Below are 21,200 nucleotides of genomic sequence, written 5' to 3' on the forward strand. Positions count from 1 at the left end.
GCTATCTCGCGGCGCCCAGGTGCCGGAGCCCCGGCCCCTCGCGACCGGTGCGCGCCACGTACTCCCCGTAGCCGCCGCCGTAGGCGACCGGACCGTCGGGCGTGAGCTCCAGCACGCGATTCGTGAGCGCGGAGAGGAAGCGCCGATCGTGGGAGACGAGCAGCATCGTCCCCTCGTACCCGGCGAGCGCCCGCACCAGCATCTCCTTGGTCGAGACGTCGAGGTGGTTCGTGGGCTCGTCGAGCACGAGGAAGTTCGGCGGATCGTAGAGGAGCTGCGCGAGGACGAGGCGCGCCTTCTCGCCGCCGGAGAGCACCTTGCAGCGCTTCTCGATCTCGTCGCCGGAGAAGCCGAAGCAGCCCGCGAGCGTCCTCAGCGAGCCGATCGACGCGCGCGGGAAGGCGTCCTGGAGCGTCTCCCAGACCGTCCGGTCGGGGACGAGCAGCTCCATCGCGTGCTGGGCGAAGTAGCCCATCTTCACGCTCCCGCCCACCGCGACGGTCCCCGCGTCCGGCGCGGTCTCGCCGGCGACCATCTTGAGCAGGGTCGACTTGCCCGCGCCGTTCGCGCCGAGCACGCACCAGCGCTCGCCGCGGCGCACGAGGAAGTCGAGGCCGTCGTGGACGGCGCGAGACCCGTAGCGCTTCACGACGCCCGCGAGCTTCGCCACGTCCTCGCCGGAGCGGGGGGCGGCGCGGAACTCGAAGTCGACGGTCTTGCGGACGCGCGGCGGCTCGACCTTCTCGATCTTGTCGAGCTTCTTCACGCGCGACTGCACCTGCGCGGCGTGGGAGGCGCGCGCCTTGAACCGCTCGATGAACGCGAGCTCCTTCTTGAGCATCGCCTGCTGGCGATCGAACTGCGCCTGCTGGTGCGCGTCCGCGATGGCGCGCTCGCGCTCATAGAAGTCGTAGTCGCCCGAGTAGGAGGTGAGCTCGCCGCCGTCGATCTCGACGATCTTGGAGACGACGCGGTTCATGAACTCCCGGTCGTGGGAGGTCATGAGGATGGCGCCGTCGTAGGCCTGCAGGAACTCCTCGAGCCAGATGATCGACTCGAGGTCGAGGTGGTTCGAGGGCTCGTCGAGGAGCATCGCGTCGGGGCGCATGAGGAGGATGCGCGCGAGCGCGACGCGCATCTTCCAGCCGCCGGAGAGCGCCCCCACGTCGCCGTCCATCATCTCGGTCGTGAAGCCGAGGCCGCCCAGGATCTCCCGGGCGCGCGCCTCGAGCGCGTAGCCTCCCAGCTCGTCGAAGCGGGCCTGGACGTTCCCGAACCGCTCGACGAGCGCCTCCAGCTCGTCCGCCCGCTCCGGATCGGCGAGCGCGTGCTCGAGCGCGTGCAGCTCCGCCGCGACCGAGGACACCGGGCCGGCGCCGTCCATCGTCTCCTCGACGGCGCTCCGGCCGGACATCTCCCCGACGTCCTGCGAGAAGTGGCCGACGGTGACGCCGCGGTCGATCGAGACGTTGCCCTCGTCCGGCTCCTCCTCGCGGGTGACGAGGCGGAACAGGGTGGACTTGCCGGCGCCGTTCGGCCCGACGAGGCCGACCTTCTCGCCGCGGAGGAGGACGGCCGACGCCTCGACGAAGAGGAGCTGCCGGCCGTGCTGCTTGGAGATGCCGTCGAAGCGGATCACGGGACGGGCGTTTTCGCACGCCCCGGCCCGCGCTTCAACCCGCGCGGGCGCGGGGCCCGCTCCGGCGCCGTCAGGAGATCCAGCCCGCCCGCACGGCGAGGAGCGTGGCGCCGCCCATGGCGATCCACAGGAGCACCCCGTGCGCGAGCGGGCGCGCCCCGACCTCTCGGAGCGCCTCGCGCGAGAGGTTCGCGCCGACCAGGAAGAGCGTGAGGACGAGCGCTCGCCGGGCGACGAGCGCGAGGGCGCTCGCCGCGGGCGCCGCGGCGGGGACGAACGTGGCGACCGCCGCCGCCACCACGAAGCCGGCGATGAACCACGGGAACGCCGCGCGACCCGCGGCCGCCCTCCCCGCGCGCCGCTCGAGCGCGGCGAGCGCCACCGTGACGGGGAGGATCCAGAGCGCGCGGGCGAGCTTCACTGCCGTGGCGACCTCGAGCGCGCGCGGCCCGTACTGCAGCGCGGCCCCGACGACCGAGCTCGTGTCGTGGACGGCGAGCGCCGCCCACGCGCCGAAGGGCGCCTCGGCGAGCCCCACGGCGTGCCCGAGCGGCGGCGCCACCACGAGGGCCACCGCGTTCAGCAGGAACACCGTCCCGAGCGCGACCGTGACCTCTCGGTCGTCTGCCTGGATCGCGGGGGCGGCCGCGGCGATCGCGCTGCCGCCGCAGATCGCGGTGCCGACCGTGATGAGGAGGCCGGTCTTGCCGCGCACGCGGAGCGCGCGGACGAGGAGCGCGCCGATCGCGAAGGAGGCGGCGATGGTGACCACCGTGTAGCCGAAGCCGCGCGCCCCGGCCCGCGCGACCGCGCCGAGGTCCATGCCGAAGCCGAGCCCGACCACCGCGAGCGGCAGGAGCTTCTTCGAGAGACGATGGGTGAGCGCCTGGGCGGGGTTGCCGGCCGCGAGCGCGATGGCCGCCCCCGCGAGGAGCGCGCCGGCGGAGGAGGCGGCGAGGGCGGCCCACGCGGCCCCCGCGAGGAGGAGCGCGTGCCGGAGGCCCGGGCGACTCGCGTCGTCGGTCATGGCGCGCAGCCATACCTCACGAGCCACGCGGGGCGGGAGCGAAAACCTCGCCGCCGCGCGGGCGTCGCGCCGCGGCAGGGCGCGCGCTAGACGAGGACGATGGCGCTGCCCGAGGACACGCTCCCCGAGAAGACGCGCGCCGCCCTCGACGCGGGCGTGCGCCTCTTCGACGCCGGCCGCTTCTTCGATGCGCACGAGGTGTGGGAGGACGCGTGGCGCGCCGAGACCGGGGCGCGTCGGCTCGCGCTCCAGGGACTCATCCAGATCGCCGCCGGGTTCCACAAAGGGCTCGTCCAGGGCCGGCCCACGGGGATGGTGCGGCTGCTCGATGCCGGGCTCGGGAAGCTCGCAGCGTGCGGCGGCATCGGCGGGCTCGAGCTCTCCGCGTTCCGCCTCGAGGTGGAGCGCTGGCGCGACGCCGCGGGGAGGTGGGCGGCTTGCGGGGAGCGGCCGGGGATGCGGGTTCCCAGGCTCGGGTGAGTCGGGGTCGGTCGAGGTCGGGTCGGGTCGGGTCGAGGTCGGGGTCGGGGTCGGGGTCGGGGTCGGGGTCGAGGTCGAGGTCGGGGACCTCCTCGCCTCTCAAACCACCCGGATCGGCACCCACTCCCTGACCGAGTTCACGAGCCACAGCCGCCGTGCGTGGCCGAGGTCCGCCGGGCGCAGGACCGCCTCGCGCACCTCGCCGCGCTCGAGGAGCTCGGCGCGGAACGTCCCGGCGAGGAGCCCGGCGTCGAGCGGCGGCGTGAGCCGCTCACCGTCCAGCTCGACGACGAGGTTCCCGATGGTGAGCTCGGTCAGCTCTTCCTCCGCGTTCTGCAGGATCACGTCGAACGCGTCCGGCCGCTCGGCGCGGCGGGACGCGTACACCTCGCGCCGGGTGGTCTTGTGGAAGAGGAACCGGTCGCCGCGATCCACGGGGGCTCGCGCGAGCGCGACGGGGAGCGGATCGCGAGAAGGCAGCGGCAGCGGCGCCGCCTCGGTGCGGGGCCGCCCGTCCGGTCCGACGAGGAGGCGGACCCGCGCGCCCTCCGCCGGCGCGCGGCGCGCCTCGGCCTCGAGCGCCGCGCGCACCGCCGCGAGCTCGAGCGGGATGCCGAAGTAGCGCGCCGAGCCGGCGAGCCGGGCGAGGTGCCGCTCGAGCCGCGCGTACCCGCCGCCCGAGAGCCGGAGCGTCTCGAGGAGCTCGACGTCGCGGCCGGGCTCGGAGAGCACTGCCGCCTTCGCCATGGCCTCGTCCCACTCCCGCTCCGGGACCGAGCCCCAGGTGATCCCCCCGCCGACGCCGTAGGTCGCGGCGCCGCTCGCGAGGTCGAGGTCGAGCGTGCGGATGCCGACGTTGAACACCGCGTCGCCTCCCGGCGCGACGACGCCGAGCGCGCCACAGTAGGGGCCGCGCGCGCTCCGCTCCAGGCCCGCGATGATGCGCGTCGCCGCGATCTTCGGAGCGCCCGTCACCGAGCCGCAGGGGAAGAGCGCGGCGAACAGCTCGGCGAGGCCGGCCGCCGGCGTGAGCCGCGCCTCGACGGTCGAGGTGAGCTGCAGCACGGTCCGGTAGCGCTCGACGGTGAACAGCTCCGCCACCTTCACCGAGCCAACCCGCGCCACGCGGCCGAGGTCGTTCCGGAGCAGATCCACGATCATCACGTTCTCGGCGCGCTCCTTCGGCGAGGCCGCGAGCGCGGCGGCGGCCCGCTCGTCCTCGGCGAGGTCGCGCCCGCGCCGGGCGGTCCCCTTCATCGGCCGGACCGTCACCCGGTCGCCCTGGCGCGAGAAGAAGAGCTCCGGCGAGGCAGACACGATCGCCCGGCCATCGACGAGGAGGCAGCCGGTGTAGCCGCCGCCCTGCGCACGGCGGAGCCGCTCGTACAGCGCGAAGGGGTCGCCCTCGAAGCGCCCTCGCATCCGGAAGGTGAGGTTCACCTGGTAGGCGTCGCCTCGGCCGAGCGCGCCGCGCACCGTCTCCACGCCCGCGACGTGCTCCGCGCGCGTGACCTCCGGCGCCAGGCCTTCCACGCGAGCCGCCGCGATCCCCGCCACCGCCGGAGCCGATCCAGTCATCGGCTCGTCGTGGATGCCGAACCAGACGAGCGGGCCGGAGCCGCGGCGAACCGCGATCGCCGGATCGAGGCCGGGCGCCGCCTCGTAGGACACGAACCCGGCCGCCCAGCGGCCGCGCCGCGCCTCCGCCTCGATCTCGGCGAGCGCTCCGCGCACCCGCCCCACATCGTCGGTCGCGATGACGCGCGCGGGCTCCCCGAAGTCGAGTCGGCCGTAAGGGGCGAGGTCGAAGCAGGCGCTACGCACGCCGAGCATCCTAGCGGCGCTGGGCCTCCGCGGCCGTTCCTCTCGCGGTCGCACCGCGATCGCCGTGCACGAACCGCTGCGCTACGGACCCGGAGCGGCATGGCCCTCGCAGGCCGGCGGGCGCCGCACGGATTGCGGACCCTCCGCCGAGGCTCCAGGTTTGGGCATAGGACGAGGGGGAAAGCCATGAAGACGTGGACGAGGTATGCGCTGCCGGGCGCGGCATTGCTGGCGGTGGCGGCGAGCGGGTGCGCGACCGGTCGCCAGGCCACCAGTGAGAACCCGGCTGCGGAGCGGGTCTCGGAGTCGCAGCGCCAGTCGAAGGAGGCGCTGAGCACAGCGCAGAAGGCGCAGGAGAAGGCGACCGAGCAGCAGAAGCGCGCCGCGACCGCGCAGGCGGACGTGCGGGAGGCGCAGCGCAGGCTGAACGAGGCGCAGCAGCGCGCCCAGCAGGAGACGATGAAGGCCGAGCAGGCGCAGCGGGAGGCGAACCTGGCGATCCAGCAGTCGACGCAGCAGGCGCAGCAGGCGCAGCAGCAGGCCTCCCGGCAGCTCACCCAGCAGCAGCGGCTCGTGAGTCGCGGCGAGCAGATCCTGGGGGGCCAGGTGAAGCAGGCGACCGCGAACCAGGTCGTGGTGCAGCCGCCCAGCGGCGACCCGATGACCTTCCAGATCACGAACCGGACGCGCGTCCAGATCGACGGCCAGCAGGCCTCCGCGGCTCAGATCACCCCGGGTGAAGACGCACGCGTCGCGTACGAGATGACCGGCACCCAGCCGACCGCCGTGCTCGTGCAGGTCGTGACCGGCAACCCCGCGGCGCCCGGCGCGGCGTCGCCGCCTGCGAGCGCGACGGGGACCGGCACCGGCGGGACGGGGACCGGCACCGGCGGGACGAGCGGCACGACGCCGCCCGAGCCGACGCGTTGAGCACGCGAGCACCGACCGGACGTCCGCTCGTGGCGAGCCCGCCGAGCCACGAGCGGACCGGTCCCGCTCGCGTCGAACGCATCGACCTCCGAGCCGAGTGAGCACTCCTCCGCCGCCGGTGTCCTCGGCTCCGGCGCCGAGCCCGCGCTACATCCGGGGGAATGGCCACCGAGCCACAGCGGGCGCCAGGCTGGCGCCGCGAGCCCTACCGCGTCCTGTTCCCGCTCGGCGCGGGCCTGGCGGTCGTGGCGGTCCTGCCCTTCGTGGCGGGCGGCGCCGGGGGCGGAGCACTCGGCGTGTTCCATCCGCTCGCGCAGATCGACGGGTTCCTGAGCTGCTTCCTCGCTGGGGTCCTCTTCACGTTCGTCCCCCGCCAGACGCGGACCCCACCCCCCGGCCGCTGGCAGATGCTCGCCGCGCTCGCGCTCCCGCTCGCCAGCGTCGCGAGCGCGTGGGCGGGCCGCGGCGCGCTCGCCCACGGGCTCTGGCTCGCCCTCGCGGCGGTGGTGCTCGGCTTCACGGTCCGGCGAGTGCGCGTGGCCGGCGGGACGCCTCCGCCCGCCGTGGCGGTGTGGGTGCCGCTCTCCATCCTCGCCGGCGCGACCGGCGCGCTCCTCTCGGCGCTCGCGCCCCTCGCCTCCGCGACGAGCGCGCCGAGGGCCTGGATCATCGGCCGAGGGCTCCTCGCGCAGGGCTTCGTCACCGGGCTCGTGCTCGGCGTCGGGGCGATCCTCCTCCCCCGGCTCACGCGCGGCGAGGACGCGGTCGTGCTCCGTCCGGAGCGGCTCCGCCGCGCGGCGGGGCTGCACGCGATCGCGGCGCTGGCGTTCTTCGGGTCGTTCCCGGTCGAGGTGCTGTACGACGCCCGGCTCGGGATGGCGCTTCGCGCGCTGGTCGCGACCCTGGTGCTCGTCTTGGCCGCGGGCATCCACCGGCCGCCGACGCTGCCCGGGGTCCACCGTCAGCTCGTCTGGATCGCGAGCTGGCTCCTCCCGCTGGGCTTCTGGCTCGCCGCGCTCGCGCCGAGGCTGCGCACCGCCGCGCTCCACGTCGTGTTCGTCGGCGGGTTCACGCAGCTCACGCTGGCGGTCGCTGCCCACGTCGTCCTCTCGCGCGGCGGGCGGGGCCCGGCGCTGGAGGAGAGCCCCTGGACCGCGCGCGCCGTCGCCGCGCTGCTCGCGCTCGCGGTCGGCGCGCGCCTGCTCGCCGCGATCGACCTCGCGCGCATCCCGTTCTGGCTCGCCGTGGCGGGGATGGCGTTCATCGGCGCGGTGCTCGCGTGGGCGGCGCTCGTCCGCCCCGTCACCACGGCGTCGGGCGGTAGTCCTTGAAGAACAGGCCTGCCTCGTGCCGGCCGGAGCGGAACCCGTCGAAGATCGGCGCCACGATCCGCGCCGCCCCGTCGACGATGTCGAGCGGCGGCGAGAAGGCGTGCTCCTCCACCTTGCGCGCGGCGAGGTGGGCGGGGTCCTCGTCCGTCACCCAGCCCGTGTCGACCGCGTTGAGGTAGATGCCGTCCCTCGCGTAGTCGCCCGCGGAGGTGCGCACGATCATGTTGAGCGCGGCCTTCGCCATGTTCGTGTGCGGGTGCTTGTCCGTCTTGTGCTCCCGGTAGAACTGCCCCTCCATCGCCGAGACGAGCACGACGTGCTTCGCCGGGTCGCCGCTCGTGGCCGTCGCGGGCGGCGCCGCGCGCGCGCGGAGCATGAGCCCCTTCAGCCGCGCGGTCATCACGAACGGCGCGGTGGCGTTCACGAGCAGCACCTCGAGCAGCTCCAGCGTGGGGACCTCGTGCAGCGTGAGCCGCCAGGAGTTGTGGGCGCGGAGGTCCACCTGCTGGAGGTCCTGGTCGAGGACGCCCCGCGGGAAGAGCTCGAGCGCGCTCTTGCCGGAGAGGAGCGAGCCTTCCTCCCCGGGCGCCTGCGAGAGGAGCGCCGGTCGGGTCACGCCCGCCGCCCGGCGGTGGTCCGCGAGCGCCGCCTTGAGCGCCTCGTGCTCGCGCAGGAGCGTGCGCTCCGCCTCGGGCAGCGCGGAGAGCGGCGCCTCCTCGCGCTCGAGGAGGTGGGCGTAGAAGCCCGGGGGGCGGCGCACGGTCTGGCAGGCGTTGTGGAGCTGGAAGTCGAGGCGCGGGAGGGTCGCGTCGAGCCGCTGGCAGAGCAGCTCGACGCTCGGGGTGTGACGGAGGTCCACGCCGTGGATCGTGAGCCGGTCCTTCCAGGCCTCGAAGTCCGGCTCGCGCGCGTAGCGCGCCGCCGCGTCGCGCGGGAAGCGCGTGCAGGCGACCACGCCGCAGCCTGCGCGGAGCAGGAGGATGGCGGCCTGGTAGCCGATCTTCACGCGCGCGCCGGTGACGAGCGCGACCCGCCCGCGGAGGTCCACCGTCGCGGTGCGCCGCGCCAGGTTCTCGTCCCCGCAGGCGCGGCACATCTGGTCGTAGAACGGGTGGAGCCGGTGGTAGGGGGCCTTGCAGACGTAGCACTTGCGCGGTTCGGAGAGCTCGGGCCCGTCGCCGGCGCGGGCGGCGTCCTCGGCCGCCGGGCCCGCCGGACCCTCCGGCCCGGCCCGCTCGGCACCCGGCAGCCGCGGCCACCAGCCCGAGGCGTCGGTGCCGGCGGGCGGGAGCTCCGGAAGCGGGGTCGAGAACACCGGCGCCGCGCGGAGCTGCTGGATTCCCGTGCCTCTGCGCAGCGCCTCGTCGCGCGCCCTGCGCTCCACGCGCTCGTTCCGGAGCAGCGCCCGCTGCAGCTTCTTCCGCTGCTTGAGGTCGGGCCGCGCCACCTCGCCCGCGAGCTTCTGCAGCGTCGTCCGGGTCTCGGCGTCCACGTCCGCGAGCACCGTCCGATCGGCGGCGACGCGCGCGAGGACCTTCAGCGCGGTCGCGAGGTCCTCGCCGGTGAGCTCCGTCCGCTCGTCTTCCGTCTGCTCCGACATGGAGCGGGGTTCTAACCCGCGGGGGCCTCCCGTCGAAAGCGCGAGCCGGCCCCGCGGCGAGGGGCCGCTCGCCCGCCAGCCGGCGTGGCGCCGGGGCTCACGTGTCGGGCCGCTCCGGATCGCTCTCGTTCGGCGGCCAGCCGTCCACGTCCGGGGGAGCCATCCCGGCGACGGCCCGGAACCGCTCCTCCTCGGGCGTCTCCAGGATGAGCCGCGTGCCGCGCTTGAACGTGAGGTAGTGCCAGATCCACTGGAACATGACCGCGAGCCGGTTCCGGAAGTCGATGAGGAACCAGATGTGGATGAAGAGCCAGGCGAACCAGGCGAGGAGCCCGGTCATGCGGATCCGCCAGAACCCGGCCACGGCGCGCCCGCGCCCGACCGTGGCCATGACGCCCTTGTCGAAGTAGGCGAACGGTTTGCGCGGCCTGCCCGCGAGCGTCGCGAGGAGGTTCCGCGCGGCGTGCTTGCCCTGCTGGATCGCGGCCGGCGCGACGCCCGGGATCGGCGCGCCGCCCTTCTTCCTCGCCGCGGCGAGATCGCCGATGACGTAGATCTCCTCGCGCCCCGGCACCGTCAGGTCGGCGTTCACGATCACGCGCCCCGCGCCGTCGAGCGGCACGCCGAGCGTCCGCGCGAGCGGGGCGCCGGCGACGCCGGCGGCCCAGAGGACCGTCCGCGCGGCCACGCGCTCCTCGCCGATCTGCACGCCGCGCGGATCGACGCCGGTGACGCGCTTGCCCGTCCAGACGTGCACGCCTAACCGCTCGAGATCCCGCTGCGCCGCCGCCGAGAGCTCCGGCGGGAGCGCCGGGAGGATGCGCTCGGCGCCCTCGACCAGGATGACGCGCGCGCGCTCGGTCGAGACGGTCCGGAAGTCGCGCGGGATGGTGAAGCGGGCGATCTCCGCGAGCGCGCCCGCGAGCTCGACGCCGGTGGGGCCGCCGCCGACGACGACGAAGGTGAGGAGCGACTCGCGCCGCTGTCGGTCCGGGTCCGCCTCCGCACGCTCGAAGGCGGTCAGCACGCGGCGGCGTATCTCCTCCGCGTCCTCCAGCGTCTTCAGCCCCGGCGCGAACCGGGCCCACTCGTCGTGGCCGAAGTAGGAGTGCGTCGCGCCGGCCGCCACGACGAGGTAGTCGTAGTCGAGCGCGAGCCCGTTCCCGAGCCGCAGGCGCCTCGCGTCCGGCTCGATCGCCGCGGCCTCCGCGAGCAGCACGCGCGCGTTCCGCTGGCGCGACAGCACGTGGCGGATCGGCTCGGCGATGTCGCCGGGGTTCAGGGCCGCGGTCGCGACCTGGTAGAGCAGCGGCTGGAAGAGGTGGTGGTTGCGCCGGTCCACGAGCGTCACCTGCACCGGCGCGCGCGCGAGCCCGCGCGCCGCGTAGATCCCCGCGAAACCGCCCCCGACGATGACGACCCGTGGCTCTTGTGACTCGACCCGCTGCCCTTCCACCGCCGCTCCTCGCCCGGCGCTGCGGCGTTTCGCCGCGCACCCGGGCCGTTGCGAGCCGGCCGTTCCGCCACCGGCGTGAAGGGGACTGCTTTACTCCACTATCGCGTCGGGGCGCCACCGCTCTGTTGCCGCGACGGCTCAGTGCGGCCCGTGCGCGGGGCCCCGCGCTCGCCGCGACGCAGCGTGAGCGCGATCTCGATCTCGAGCTCGTCCTTGACGCCGACGGTCCCGCCGAACCCGCTGAACGGCTTGATCCCGAAGGTCGTCTGCTTCACGCGCGCGGTCCCGCGGACGCGCCACACCTCCCCGCCCCGCTCCGCCTCGATGGCGACGTCGGTGGGGGCGCTCTGGCCGCGCAGCACGAGCGCGCCGTGCAGCGTTCCGCGAACGTGCTCGGGTGTTCCGCCGGGCTCGAGCTCGAGGCGCCGCGACCGGAACTCGACCTGCGGATGGTGCTCGGCGTCCAGCACGTCTGGCCCGCTCGCCTGCGCGTCGACCTTCCGGCGGTCGCTCTCGGACAGCCGCGGCTGCCGGTCGTGCAGCGTGCTCGCCGAGAGGACGACCTGGACGGACGTGGTGGCCAGGTCCTCGTCCGGGATGTCCGCGCTCGCTTCCCACTCCGTGACCTCGAAGTGGTGGTCGTGCGCGAACCCGGAGAAGAAGCCCTTCTTCAGGACGTGCACGACGATGCGGCCGCCGCTCGGAGGGAGCGCTTCCCACTCCGCGGCCCGCGCCACCGGCGCGGTCGACGCGAGTCCCACTGCGAGAGCGAGGGAGAGGAATCTCACGGGAACCTCCTCGTCACGGCCGGACCCCTTTCAATGGGTGAGCGCGTGGTCGCACCCCACGGCCTCGACGCGGGGCGGGAACGGGGCCTCTCCGCGAGAGACGTCGCGACCAGCTCCGGACGCAGATACACAGCGTGCCAGCAGGTGACACGGCGAGGAGGACGGCATGTTCGACGCGCTCGTGATGTCCGCGATGGTCTGCGCGACGGCGGGGAGCTTCTCCCTCGACCCCGCTCCCGCTCGGCCGGTGCACGCCACGCTCCACCTCGATCTGGACGCGCCCGCCGCTCCGATCCCGAGCGCGCCCGGTGACCTCGCGCTCCACCCGGCAGGGCTCCTCGCCGGGGAGCGCGCGCGCGACGGTAGCGACGAGCTCTCGCCTCGGCCGGATGACGCCCGCGTGAGGAGCCTTCGCCGCTGGGAGCGCGCCCTCAAGTGGAGCACGGCCGGCGCGCTCCTCGCGACGAGCACGCTCGGAACCCTGGTCGCCATCAACCAGCCCACGGCGTTCGGGGACGGGCGCTGCCAGACGGGCCATCCGGTCCTCGGGACGTACGGCTGCGATCGCGGGCTCTCCACCCTCCACGGCACGAGCGGAGTCCTGTCTGCGACGCTCTACACCGCGAACGGCGTGCTCGCCCTCTCGATCCCCGGTCCGGTGGGTCGCGTCAGCCCTGCGGAGCGGCCCTGGCATCGCGCGCTCACGTACGTCCACCTCGGCGGGATCGCCGTGCAGCCGCTCCTCGGCCTCGTCGCGGCGTTTCCCCAGGTGATCGGCGTCCGCAACGAGGCCCCGGGCGATCGGTTCCCGAGGAACATCCGCACCGCCCACGTCAGCCTCGGGTACGTCATCGCCGCCGCCTACCTCGCGACGCTCGCGCTCGAGCAGTGAAGCGTGGCCGCCGCACGCGTCCGCGAGAGCCACTCAGTAACCCCCGCGCCGCCCCCGCTGCCGCCCGGCGGCGCGGAGGGCTGTGCGCTCGTGTCGACGATGATCGTGCCGTTCGGCGGGCTCATGGTCGACGTGTGGACCGTGCAGTAGAACGGGATTCGCGTCCCGTTCGGCGCGCTGGCGGAGAGCGTGAAGCTCTTCTGGCCGTCGAAGGCGCCGGTGTCGAACGAGACCCCCGCGACTGCGCCGCGAGTGAAGGCGTTCGCGGTCGCCTCGCTCGTCACCGAGTGCGGGACCGCGTCCTTGTTGATGACCGTCACCGTCGCGCCGGGAGGCACCGCCAGGCTCGCCGGCGAGAAGGCCATGCCGGAGATGGTGATGTAGAAGCCCGGCGTCGACGGCGTGTTGTTCGACGAGCTCGAGCCTCCGCAGCCGGCCAGGACGCCCGTCACCACCGCAAAGAGTGCGGCCCTCGCTCCTGCGCTCATGGGATCTCCCTCGTCGAGCTCGCTAGGACTCGAACGATGAGTTCGACGCGCGAGGCGCCGGTTCGGTTTCCGGCTCAGGTGAGGCGGAGCGGTCGTATCCGGCGAAAGCAGGCGACGGAGGCACGAGGGAGCCGCCCGCTCTCCTGCCGCTCGCCGCGCGCCAGGACGGGGCTCAGCGCAGGCCGACCACGTTCTCCTCGGCCCCTTCCCACTCGGCGATGCGCCCGACCTTCCTGACCACGTCGAGCCAGGTCGCACCCGTGCAGGCCTCCACCTCGCGCGCCAGGAACGCCTTCACCCGGTCGTAGCGCCACTCGAACACGACGAGGAGGCCGCGCCCCAGGATCACGCCCCCCTTGCCGTGGCGCTCGATGAGCCAGCGCGGCGACACCGCGAGGAGGTCGAACCGCTCGCGGCCCCGCACGCCGAGCGGTCCCACCTCGAGCACGAGCGGGATCGCGAACGCCTCGGGATCGGGTGGGACGTACCCGGCCAGGTCCGGGATCTCGTCGCTGCGAAGGGTCTTCAGGCGGGCGCGCACGCAAGGGATCGTGCCCCGCCGCGCGGGGCGGCGCCAGCCGCGGAGAGGCCGTCAGGCCCCGCGCACGACGCGTCGTCGCTCGGGAGGTCGGCCTCGCGGCAGCGACCGGGCGTCCGGGCGCCCGCGGTTGTGAACGCCGGGACGCACCGTTATCCACAGTCGCTCATGACGGAGCGCGCCGGGAGATCGATGAAGCGGTGGAACGGAGCGGCGCGCGTCGCGCTGCTCGCGTTCGCCGCCCTCACCGTGCAGTGCGCGGGGGCTCGCGTGCGCCCGCCGCCCCAGGATCTCGACGCCGAGCCCGTGGCGTTCCGCAGCAGCTCGGGGAGCGACATCCACGGCTGGTTCGTGCGCGGCCGCCCGCACGCGGGCGCGGTGGTGCTCCTGCACGGCATCGGCGAGAGCCGGCTCACGATGGTCGACCGGGCACGCTTCCTCTGCGCCGCCGGGTACTCCGTGCTGCTCATCGACTTCCGCGCGCACGGCGAGAGTCCTGGCGACGAGACGACCTATGGCGCGCTCGAGAGCCGCGACGCGCGCGCGGCGGTCGAGTTCGTGCGGAGCGCCCTCCCCTCCGAGCGCGTCGGGGTCATCGGCATCTCGATGGGCGGCGCCGCGGCGCTGCTCGGCGAGACGCCGCTCCCGGTGCAGGCGCTCGTGCTCGAGTCGGTCTATCCCACCATCCGCGACGCCGTCCGCGACCGGCTGCGGGCGTGGCTCGGGCCCATCGGACCGCCCTTCACCGGGCTCGTGCTCCACTCCATCTTCCCGCGCGACGGCGTCACGCCCGGCGATCTGCGCCCGATCGACCGGATCGGCGAGCAGACGGCGCCGGTGCTCGTCGCCGCCGGGACCGCCGACCGGTACACGACCCGGAGCGAGTCGCGGGCGCTCTTCGAGCGCGCCCGCTCCCCGAAGGAGCTCTGGGAGGTCGATCACGCGGCGCACGTCGACCTGCACGCGTTCGCGCCCGCCGAGTACGAGCGGCGCATCGGCGCGTTCCTCGCGCGGTACCTGCGCGAGGCGGGGGCGGCCGCGTCACGGCTGGCGGGCGGCCGCCGCTGAGCGCGGCTTGAGCCCGAACATCGGCCGGAGGAGGTCGCTCGAGGCGACGAGCGCGCAGAGGGCGAGCGTCGCCGCGAGGGACGCGGCGGTGATGAAGGCGAACCCTGGCACGATCCCGAGCCCGGCCCGCACGGCGACGTACGCGAAGCCGACGATGATGGGCTGGTGCAGGACGTAGAACGGGAACACCAGCTCTCCCAGCCGCAGCGCCGCCGCGCGGTGGACGTCGAGGTGGCGCCGTGCCCCGCCGAGCAGCGCGAGCAGCCAGCAGGCGGCGCCGAACGCGTAGCCGCCCCACAGGAGCGCGCCCGCCGGGGAGTTGGGTTGCGGCAGGCGATCCAGGAGGTAGCCGGGCCAGCCCCAGACGGCGAGCGTCGCCGACGTCGCGAGCGCCAGCACGAGGGCAGCCTGCCAGCACCGGTCCAGCGCGCGCCGGAAGCCCTCCTCTCCCGCGAGCGCGAACCCGAACACGAAGGCGGGCAGGAGGAGGGCGCGGTCGGACCAGTCCGCGGAGAGCGGCGGGGTGCCGGGGAAGACGACCTCGATCGCGATCCGGATCGCGACGTACGGCAGGACGAGCCAGATGAGCCCTCCGGGTGCGTCGCACGGCGCCGCGAGGCGCGCCATCGTTCGCCGCCCCGTGGGCGTTCGCAGCCACTGGAGGAGCGGCAGCGTGGCGAGCGAGAACACGAGCAGGAAGACGACGAACCAGAGGTGGTGCCAGCCGAAGTTTCCTCGAGGGTAGAGGCCGTCGAAGAAGTGCGGATAGAACTCGAGGAAGGAGCCGTCGAACTGCCCCTTCAGGCGGCGCTCCAGATAGACCTGCGGCGGGACGAGCACGAGGAGGCCCGCGACGAGGGGGAGCGCGAGCCGCATGAGCCTGTCCCTGACGTAGGCGCGGCTCGAGCGGCGCGCGAGCGCGTACCACGTGCTCTCGCCGGCGAGCATCATGAAGAGCGGCATGATCCAGGGCGCGAGGAACAGGACCACCTCGCCCAGCCACTTCGTGCGCTCCGGGCTGGCGATGTGCCAGCTGTCCCAGGGGTTGAAGGGCTCCGCCGCGTGGACGAGGAAGACGAGGAGCGCGCCCACGACCTTGAGCCACTCCACGTCGGCGCGCCGCTGCGTCACGGCCGGCGTGGCGTCGGGGGGTAGGCGGGCGGGCATCGCTGCGGTCGCCACGGCGACCACGGTACGCCCCCGACGCGCGTAGGCTCAACGCGAGCGCCGGGGCGTGCGCCGCCTCGCCCGGGAAGGCCCTCGACCGGGGAGCCCCCCAGCGCGAGCGCCGAGCGGCCTTCGCGCTCGGGCGAGTCTCGCGTTACGGCAGGCGGGGTGCGTCCGGAGCGAGGGGGCGGGAGCGCCTCTCCCGGGGCGCCAGCCGTCCGTCCCGGGGGTCCGACGATGATCGCGTCGCGCCGGTGGGGAGCCTCGATCGCGCTCGTGGCCGCCGCGTGCACCGCGTGCGTCCACGACGTCTACCGCTCCGAGCCCATCGCCCCGCGCCCCGCCACGCAATCCTTTCCTGAGCGCGTCCTCGTGTTCGGCGACTTCGGGTTCGAGTCGATCCCGCAGCAGCTCGCCGCGCGCGCGATGCGCCGCGCCACGCGGGCCCGGCCGTTCGACCTCGCGCTCGAGGTCGGCGACAACATCTACCACTGCGGCCCGGAGCCCACCCGGCCGGGCGCGGAGACCTGCCGCTTCGCGGACGACGGCGTGACCGTCGCGCCGGGCGCCTCTCCACCGGACGATCCGCTCTTCCGCGTGAACGAGGCGCCGCTCGCGGGCCTGCGCGGGCGCGACGGCGGGCCGTTGCCGATCTACCTCGCGCTCGGGAACCATGACGTCGGCCTCGGCGGCGGGCGCTGCGCGCGGCCGGCACTGGGGGAGGTGGAGGCGATGCGGCGCCGCGCGTGCCTCGCGGTCGCGCGCCGCTCCCCGGCCTGGCTCCAGCAGGCGCGCCACTACGTGCTCGACCGCGGGAGCGTCCGCTTCGTCGTGCTCGACACGAACGTGGTCGTCCGGGACTACGGCGGCTTCACGCTCGAGGACGAGCTCGCCTTCGTCCGCGAGGCCACCGCACCGTGCGGCGCCGAGCGCCTCTGCTTCCTCGTCGGCCACCACCCGCCGGCCGCGGTGCACTGGTACGGCACGCTCCGCCCGCTCCCCTACGCGGCGCGCATGGCCCGGCTCGTCGCCGCGGCCGGGGGCCGTGCCCGGGCGTTCTTCGCGGGCCACGTGCACTCGCTGGAGCACCTGTCGCTCGACGGCCTCGAGGTGTTCATCTCGGGCAGCACCGCGATGGGCAGCTTCGCACACTTCACGACCCGCACGCCCGCGCGCGCCCAGGTCCGCTTCGCGACGACGGCGTGGGGCTACGCGGTGCTCGAGACGGACGGGCGCGGCTACCGGATCGAGTTCTTCGACACGAGCGGCTCGGCGCTGCACTGCTGCGAGGCCGGCGCCTCCGGCCCGTGCCGGCCGACCGCGTGCGGGTGAGCTCGCGATCCTGAACGACCGAGCATGATTCGGACGCGGTCAACGAGGGCGGACCGCCCGGAGGGCCGTACGCCGATGGACCGGCGTATGGATGCGCACATCGGACTCGGGCATCGACGAGGTGGGATCGCGCTGTCCGGGCACGGTTCCGAGCAGCGGCCCAGCCGGAGTGGCGGGTGCAGGCGAGCGTCTCCACCGAGAGCGTCCTGCCGTGTGCGCTCTGAGGCGAGCCCGGAAGCAGCGCATGAGCTTGCGCTGGATTCACTTACCGTGACAGCTATCGCCAGAGGTAGTGACGGGCGTCTTGCGCGCTGCATGGCGATGTGAACAATCCGTCCCAGTTGCGGTGCGTGAAAGAATGCCCTTGACTGCTCCCCGCCGAAGTTCCGGTCCTGGGTTCGAGGCGGCGCGACAGAGCCACTCACGCGCGCGCACCTGGGCCTGGCGCGCGCGTTCGACCGTGGCAGGGGGTCGCCGAGGGCACACCGAGAAAAACCGCGCTCGCGCGAGCCTGGAGCGCCTCCGGAGCTCCCGAAAACGCGTGTTACGAAGGGTGCATCTGGAGGTGCACTCCATGTCTTCGCTCGCCCCCGCTTCCCTCGACTCGAACGTCCTCGCCGTTCGCCTGCGCGAGCTCGCCGGAGAGGAACGAAACGTCCAGGTGGACTTCCTCCTCCACCTCGACGAGTTCGACAGCCGGCGCGCCTTCGTCGAGGAGGGGCATGCCTCGCTCTGGGCCTATTGCCTGAAGGTCCTCCACCTCCGGGAGGGGGCCGCCGGCCGCCGCATCCAGGCCATGCGCGTGCTGCGCCGGTTCCCGAGCCTCGAGGCGCCGCTGCGCGATGGGCGCGTCTGCCTGTCTACCGTGACGCTCCTCGGCCAGGTTTTCACCGAGGAGAACGTGGACGACCTCCTCGGCCGCGCCGCGTACCGGACCCGCGCCGAGGTCGAGCACCTCGTCGCCTCCATCCATGCGCGCACCGCGCCGCGCGCGGGGATCCGCAAGCTCCCGGAGCGCGAGCCCGCCCAGGCGAGCGCGGCGATCCCGCTCACGGCGCCGGACACTGGCGGGGAGCGCGCCGAGCCGTCGGAGGGAGCACCCGCAGCGCCCATGCCCGCGAGCCCGACAGACGGCGCGTCCCCGGCAACCCGCGAAGTCCGGAGCGAGAGGCCGAGGCGCCGGCCGGAGACCGTGGCGGTCACCGAGAGCCACTGGTCGCTCCGCGTCACCCTCGACCGCGCCTGCAAGGAGGACCTCGAGACGCTCCGATGTCTTCTCTCGCACAAGATCCCGGACGGTGACCTGGCGGCGGTGCTCCACGAGGCGATCCGCTGCGCCATCGACAAGCACGGCAAGCGCAAGGGCGCGGTCGCGCCGGAGCGAAAGACGAAGCGCCCGGAGCCGACCGCGGCGTCCCCGGAGCCGACGTCCACGATCCCAGCGATAGTGCGCCGTGCGGTGTGGACGCGCGACGGCGGGCGCTGCGCCTGGGTCGGTCCGGACGGCTGCCGCTGCAGCAGCCGCTGGAAGCTCGAGCTCGACCACATCCGCCCCGTGGCGCTCGGGGGGCCGTCGACGATCGACAATCTTCGGCTCGCCTGCCGAGCTCATAACCTTCTTCACGCCGAGAGGACCTTCGGACGCGAGCACATGGAGCGCTTCCGCCGCCACGCGGGCGACGGACCGACGCCGCAGGAACGCGCTGGCGTCGCGCCCCCGCGTCCTGCCTTGCAGTTGGGGATGTGGGCGTCGTGAGATTTGAGGGACGGCACGACTGCGCCGGCACCTCGCGCGCCGACGGCGCCTCGCGGTCGCGGCGGCACCGAAGCGACGGCGCTCCAGCCGCCGTCGGGCGAGCGTTGCGACGCCGCGCCTCCGCCAAGCTTCCGAACCCGTGATCCAGGCCCCCACGGTCACGCTTGTCGTGTCTTGCCGCCCTCCGAAGGGCGCGTTCCCGGGCCGCGCGTGCTCACCCCGTCGATGCCCACCCGCCCCGCGCGCTGAGCCGCTCGTCGAATGGCAACCGCGTGCACGGTCGGCAGCCTTCGCGACACCGCAGGTGATCGCGCATCGCGAACTGCCGTTCAGCGGTCGGCGGCCGCCATCCGCGCGAAGGTCCGCGCGAGCGACTCCACCCGCTCCAGGTAGGCGTCGAGGTCGTGGTCGCCGCAGCGCTCGCCGGGCAGCGCCCGGAACCCGCGCGCCGCGAAGGCGGGGGCGCGCCCGTGTCCGCACAGGTGGACGAGGGCGGCGAGCCGCGCACCCTGCGCTTCCGTCGCGCTGCGCCCTGCGAGCGCCTCCGCGACCGCCTCGTGCAGCAACGCCGCCGTCATCTCGATGGCGTGGCTGGGGACGGTGCGGAAGTAGAGCGCGTTGAACCAGCAGGCGCGCGGGTCGTACCAGGCGCCCTCGCGCGCGACGGCGTGGTCGTGCACGCAGAGGCGGCTCGCCTCGACGAAGGTGCCGTCGGTGATCTGGAGGGTCCCGACGGCGCTCGACGCCGGAGCGTAGAGCTCGAGCGGGTTCCAGCTCCACCGCCAGCGCCAGTAGGTGCGCGCGAGCGGGTCGCCCGCGCTCTCGACCTGGACGAGCGCGGCGAGGAGCTCCGGACGGACGAGATCCGTCGAGTGCTCCTCGAACAGATCGCCGTACTCTTCCCAGGTCGCCTCGGGGAGCTTCGGCGACGCGGGCGCGACGAGGCCGAGGAGCTCGGTCGGCTTGCGGATGACCTGGTACGCGAAGTTCACCGCCGCGAGCGAGGCGACGGCGAGGAGCAGGACGACCGCGAGCGGCGGCGCCTCGCGCCGCCGGCTCCGGGCAGTCCTCCGCCTTGCGCGCCGTCTCGCCACGGCGCGCATGCTACCGCCGCGCCGGCAGGACGCGACGATCTCGCCAGGTCCGGCGCGGACCCGGCGCAGAAGCCCGAGCCGAGGTCGAGCGCGCGAGGAGGGAGCAGCGCAGCCGTACTGCTTCCGTACGGCGAGCAGCGCAGCGCCGAGCCCGCCCGAGATCGGCCGGGATCCTGCGCCGGCTCAGCGACGGTTCACGATGTTGAGGACGAGGGCCATCCGGCCCCCGGAGACCTTCAGCCTGGCGAACCGGCGGCGCGCGCGGATCTTCTGGCCCACGGCGATGGCGACGGCGGCGAGGACGAGCGCGGGCAACAGCGCGGACTGCATGGCGGGACCACTCCTGCAACGACGATCGCGCGGGAACGCCGCGGGGCGCTCTCGCGCTCCGCGACGCCCTCGACCACGCGCCTTCGTGGGGCGCGGAGTCGCAAAGAAGCTCGGGCGACGCTCGGGTCGTTGTGATCGGGATTTTCCGCGGGCGCGGCGCAGACCCGCTGCGCTCGTCCGAGGAACGTCGCGAGGCTAGTCCCCCGTGCCGCGTCGAGTCAAGGGACCGGACGCTCGGTCCGCGCGGGCGGCGACCCGATGCGGCTCAAGGCAAGGGAACCCCTCGAAGCTCCAGGATCCGGCGCGCGATCCGCTCGCGCGCGGCCATGAGCCGGGCGACGCCCGGGTCGGTCGCGGACGCCGTCGGGAAGAGGTCGCCCACGATCGCGGCCGCGAGCCCCGGGTCCCCGAGCCGCGACAGCAGGCTCAGGTACTCGTAGTCCTCCATCCCCTCGCGGATCATCTTGAGACGGATCGACGCGACCGGCACGTGCGTCGAGCCGCCGATCTTCGCGGGCGTCCCCGGGTAGAAGAGCGTCCCGTCGCCGTTGCCGTCGAACTCCCACTGGCTCGTCCAGGCATCGCCGGAGAGGTACGCGTAGGTCGTGTCCCAGTACAGCTCGCCCGTCGCCTGGTACTTGAAGTCGAGCCACTGCATGGCGCGGTTCCGCACGGCGGACGCGTCGATCATGTAGCTCGGCCAGCCGGTGTCGTAGGCGGAGCTGCCGCCGCAGCCGTGGCTCATGCAGCTCTGGTAGAGCCACACCTCGTTCAGCGGATCGGCGTCGAGGAACGCGTCGTACCTCGCGCGCTGGTTCCCCGCGTACGTGCCGGACTTGTCGTCCATGAAGTTCACCACCGGCACGACGAGGTCCAGCACGCCGGAGATCCCATTCGCGTCCGCCTGCTGGATCGTCGTCGTGACGAGCGTCCGGAGCTCCGGATCCGCCGCCTTCGCCGCCCGCGCGCGGGTGAGGACGTCGGCGAAGCTGCAGCCCTGATACGGCGGCTCGTCGCACGTGTACTGGAACAGCCGCTCGAACCAGCCCGGCCGCGTCCGGTAGCGCGCCGCCCAGCGCGCCATGTTGGCCACGTCCTGGGGGTCGCCGAGGTACTCGACGGCGGTGAGCCGCGCGCCGGCGAGCCGCGTCGGCGCGGTCCCGTCCATGAGCGGCCGGTAGTAGCGGTCGAAGTGATCGAGATCGTTCCACAGCCCGTCGTCGTGGCGCGAGAGCGTGACGCGGTGGTCGAGCGCGAGCTGGCCGTAGCGCGCGCAGCGTCGCGAAGGCGACGACGTCCGAGGCGCTGATGGCGTGGCCGGAGGGCAGCGTGCCCCACATCAGGCCGAACGCGCTCCGGAGCGTCGCGGTCGAGGGCAGCTCGAAGTCCCACACCGTGAGCTCGACCGGCACGACCGTGGAGCGCCCGGCGGAGTCGACGCGGATCTCGCCACGATAAGA

Annotated in this window: 19 protein-coding genes; 7 read left to right on the forward strand and 12 right to left on the reverse strand. The window is 74.1% G+C overall.

The genetic code is table 11. From position 1 onward, the window contains the following. Position 1 precedes the first annotated feature (1 nt). Together MNY62_RS01315 and MNY62_RS01320 are read right to left on the reverse strand one after the other, a co-directional pair. Entirely contained in the window at positions 2-1,639 is a 1,638-nt protein-coding gene (locus tag MNY62_RS01315; protein ID WP_242342283.1) for an ABC-F family ATP-binding cassette domain-containing protein, read from the reverse strand. Positions 1,640-1,709: 70 nt separating this feature from the next. After that, a complete protein-coding gene (locus tag MNY62_RS01320) occupies positions 1,710-2,666 on the reverse strand; it encodes a YeiH family protein (RefSeq protein WP_242342284.1) in 957 nt (318 codons plus the stop codon). A 99-nt stretch (positions 2,667-2,765) separates the two neighbouring features. Here MNY62_RS01320 and MNY62_RS01325 point away from each other — a divergent pair, with 99 nt between their 5' ends. Beyond that, entirely contained in the window at positions 2,766-3,146 is a 381-nt protein-coding gene (locus tag MNY62_RS01325) for a DUF309 domain-containing protein (protein ID WP_242342285.1), read from the forward strand. A gap of 99 nt (positions 3,147-3,245) precedes the next feature. Here the strand turns inward: MNY62_RS01325 and pabB are convergent, their stop codons facing one another. Continuing rightward, the gene (gene pabB / locus MNY62_RS01330) at positions 3,246-4,970 is read right to left on the reverse strand and encodes an aminodeoxychorismate synthase component I (RefSeq protein ID WP_242342286.1); all 1,725 of its coding nucleotides are present in this window, start codon (positions 4,968-4,970) and stop codon (positions 3,246-3,248) included. A gap of 186 nt (positions 4,971-5,156) precedes the next feature. On the opposite strand from pabB, the gene MNY62_RS01335 reads away from it, so the two are divergent. After that, positions 5,157-5,900, forward strand: coding sequence for a hypothetical protein (locus MNY62_RS01335; RefSeq protein WP_242342287.1), 744 nt, complete (start codon positions 5,157-5,159; stop codon positions 5,898-5,900). Positions 5,901-6,061: 161 nt separating this feature from the next. Then, positions 6,062-7,231, forward strand: coding sequence for an NnrS family protein (locus MNY62_RS01340; protein WP_242342288.1), 1,170 nt, complete (start codon positions 6,062-6,064; stop codon positions 7,229-7,231). On the opposite strand, the gene MNY62_RS01345 is transcribed toward MNY62_RS01340, so the two are convergent. From MNY62_RS01345 to MNY62_RS01355, 3 genes are all read right to left on the reverse strand, one after another. Then, entirely contained in the window at positions 7,203-8,831 is a 1,629-nt protein-coding gene (locus MNY62_RS01345; RefSeq protein ID WP_242342289.1) for an SDR family NAD(P)-dependent oxidoreductase, read from the reverse strand. The genes MNY62_RS01340 and MNY62_RS01345 overlap by 29 nt on opposite strands. Positions 8,832-8,928: 97 nt before the next feature. Further along, positions 8,929-10,287: an NAD(P)/FAD-dependent oxidoreductase gene (locus tag MNY62_RS01350; protein WP_242342290.1), complete on the reverse strand. Its 1,359-nt coding sequence runs from the start codon at positions 10,285-10,287 to the stop codon at positions 8,929-8,931. Positions 10,288-10,385: 98 nt separating this feature from the next. Beyond that, positions 10,386-11,075: a YceI family protein gene (locus MNY62_RS01355; RefSeq protein ID WP_242342291.1), complete on the reverse strand. Its 690-nt coding sequence runs from the start codon at positions 11,073-11,075 to the stop codon at positions 10,386-10,388. 166 nt (positions 11,076-11,241) lie between these two features. Here MNY62_RS01355 and MNY62_RS01360 point away from each other — a divergent pair, with 166 nt between their 5' ends. Beyond that, positions 11,242-11,967 (forward strand): hypothetical protein, encoded by a 726-nt coding sequence (locus MNY62_RS01360; protein ID WP_242342292.1) that lies wholly within the window; start codon positions 11,242-11,244, stop codon positions 11,965-11,967. Here the strand turns inward: MNY62_RS01360 and MNY62_RS01365 are convergent. After that, entirely contained in the window at positions 11,937-12,455 is a 519-nt protein-coding gene (locus MNY62_RS01365) for a plastocyanin/azurin family copper-binding protein (RefSeq protein ID WP_242342293.1), read from the reverse strand. The genes MNY62_RS01360 and MNY62_RS01365 overlap by 31 nt on opposite strands. Positions 12,456-12,627: 172 nt before the next feature. Beyond that, positions 12,628-12,996, reverse strand: coding sequence for an immunity 8 family protein (locus tag MNY62_RS01370; RefSeq protein WP_242342294.1), 369 nt, complete (start codon positions 12,994-12,996; stop codon positions 12,628-12,630). Positions 12,997-13,161: 165 nt separating this feature from the next. Between MNY62_RS01370 and MNY62_RS01375 the strand changes: the two genes are divergently transcribed. Further along, the gene (locus tag MNY62_RS01375; RefSeq protein ID WP_242342295.1) at positions 13,162-14,061 is read left to right on the forward strand and encodes an alpha/beta hydrolase; all 900 of its coding nucleotides are present in this window, start codon (positions 13,162-13,164) and stop codon (positions 14,059-14,061) included. Here the strand turns inward: MNY62_RS01375 and MNY62_RS01380 are convergent. Then, complete coding sequence (locus MNY62_RS01380; protein WP_242342296.1) at positions 14,035-15,243, reverse strand: acyltransferase family protein; 1,209 nt, start codon at positions 15,241-15,243, stop codon at positions 14,035-14,037. The genes MNY62_RS01375 and MNY62_RS01380 overlap by 27 nt on opposite strands. A 222-nt stretch (positions 15,244-15,465) precedes the next feature. Between MNY62_RS01380 and MNY62_RS01385 the strand changes: the two genes are divergently transcribed. Together MNY62_RS01385 and MNY62_RS01390 are read left to right on the forward strand one after the other, a co-directional pair. Then, positions 15,466-16,560 carry a metallophosphoesterase family protein gene (locus MNY62_RS01385; RefSeq protein WP_242342297.1) on the forward strand — a complete coding sequence of 365 codons (1,095 nt, stop codon included), beginning with the start codon at positions 15,466-15,468 and terminating at the stop codon, positions 16,558-16,560. A gap of 574 nt (positions 16,561-17,134) precedes the next feature. Next, the gene (locus MNY62_RS01390) at positions 17,135-18,316 is read left to right on the forward strand and encodes an HNH endonuclease (protein WP_242342298.1); all 1,182 of its coding nucleotides are present in this window, start codon (positions 17,135-17,137) and stop codon (positions 18,314-18,316) included. A 329-nt stretch (positions 18,317-18,645) separates the two neighbouring features. Here the strand turns inward: MNY62_RS01390 and MNY62_RS01395 are convergent, their stop codons facing one another. The 3 genes from MNY62_RS01395 to MNY62_RS01405 all read right to left on the reverse strand — a co-directional run bounded on the left by MNY62_RS01395 (position 18,646) and on the right by MNY62_RS01405 (position 20,908). Further along, positions 18,646-19,419, reverse strand: coding sequence for a lytic transglycosylase domain-containing protein (locus tag MNY62_RS01395; RefSeq protein ID WP_408628811.1), 774 nt, complete (start codon positions 19,417-19,419; stop codon positions 18,646-18,648). 174 nt (positions 19,420-19,593) lie between these two features. Then, the gene (locus MNY62_RS01400) at positions 19,594-19,740 is read right to left on the reverse strand and encodes a hypothetical protein (RefSeq protein ID WP_242342300.1); all 147 of its coding nucleotides are present in this window, start codon (positions 19,738-19,740) and stop codon (positions 19,594-19,596) included. A gap of 265 nt (positions 19,741-20,005) precedes the next feature. Continuing rightward, positions 20,006-20,908, reverse strand: a complete 903-nt coding sequence (locus tag MNY62_RS01405) for a DUF4091 domain-containing protein (protein WP_242342301.1) — start codon at positions 20,906-20,908, stop codon at positions 20,006-20,008. Positions 20,909-21,200: the final 292 nt, after the last annotated feature.

It is taken from the genome of Anaeromyxobacter terrae, assembly GCF_022690685.1.
Taxonomy (GTDB): domain Bacteria; phylum Myxococcota; class Myxococcia; order Myxococcales; family Anaeromyxobacteraceae; genus Anaeromyxobacter; species Anaeromyxobacter terrae.

What these genes read in the sequence shown, in the direction of transcription:
- MNY62_RS01320 (WP_242342284.1), bottom strand. Translation starts at nt 2,666, where the DNA reads ATGACCGACGACGCGAGTCGCCCGGGCCTCCGGCACGCGCTCCTCCTC.
- MNY62_RS01335 (WP_242342287.1), top strand. Translation starts at nt 5,157, where the DNA reads ATGAAGACGTGGACGAGGTATGCGCTGCCGGGCGCGGCATTGCTGGCG.
- MNY62_RS01360 (WP_242342292.1), top strand. Translation starts at nt 11,242, where the DNA reads ATGTTCGACGCGCTCGTGATGTCCGCGATGGTCTGCGCGACGGCGGGG.
- MNY62_RS01365 (WP_242342293.1), bottom strand. Translation starts at nt 12,455, where the DNA reads ATGAGCGCAGGAGCGAGGGCCGCACTCTTTGCGGTGGTGACGGGCGTC.
- MNY62_RS01400 (WP_242342300.1), bottom strand. Translation starts at nt 19,740, where the DNA reads ATGCAGTCCGCGCTGTTGCCCGCGCTCGTCCTCGCCGCCGTCGCCATC.
- MNY62_RS01325 (WP_242342285.1), top strand. Translation starts at nt 2,766, where the DNA reads ATGGCGCTGCCCGAGGACACGCTCCCCGAGAAGACGCGCGCCGCCCTC.
- MNY62_RS01340 (WP_242342288.1), top strand. Translation starts at nt 6,062, where the DNA reads ATGGCCACCGAGCCACAGCGGGCGCCAGGCTGGCGCCGCGAGCCCTAC.
- MNY62_RS01385 (WP_242342297.1), top strand. Translation starts at nt 15,466, where the DNA reads ATGATCGCGTCGCGCCGGTGGGGAGCCTCGATCGCGCTCGTGGCCGCC.
- MNY62_RS01395 (WP_408628811.1), bottom strand. Translation starts at nt 19,419, where the DNA reads ATGCGCGCCGTGGCGAGACGGCGCGCAAGGCGGAGGACTGCCCGGAGC.
- MNY62_RS01405 (WP_242342301.1), bottom strand. Translation starts at nt 20,908, where the DNA reads ATGGACGGGACCGCGCCGACGCGGCTCGCCGGCGCGCGGCTCACCGCC.
- MNY62_RS01375 (WP_242342295.1), top strand. Translation starts at nt 13,162, where the DNA reads ATGACGGAGCGCGCCGGGAGATCGATGAAGCGGTGGAACGGAGCGGCG.
- MNY62_RS01345 (WP_242342289.1), bottom strand. Translation starts at nt 8,831, where the DNA reads ATGTCGGAGCAGACGGAAGACGAGCGGACGGAGCTCACCGGCGAGGAC.
- MNY62_RS01390 (WP_242342298.1), top strand. Translation starts at nt 17,135, where the DNA reads ATGTCTTCGCTCGCCCCCGCTTCCCTCGACTCGAACGTCCTCGCCGTT.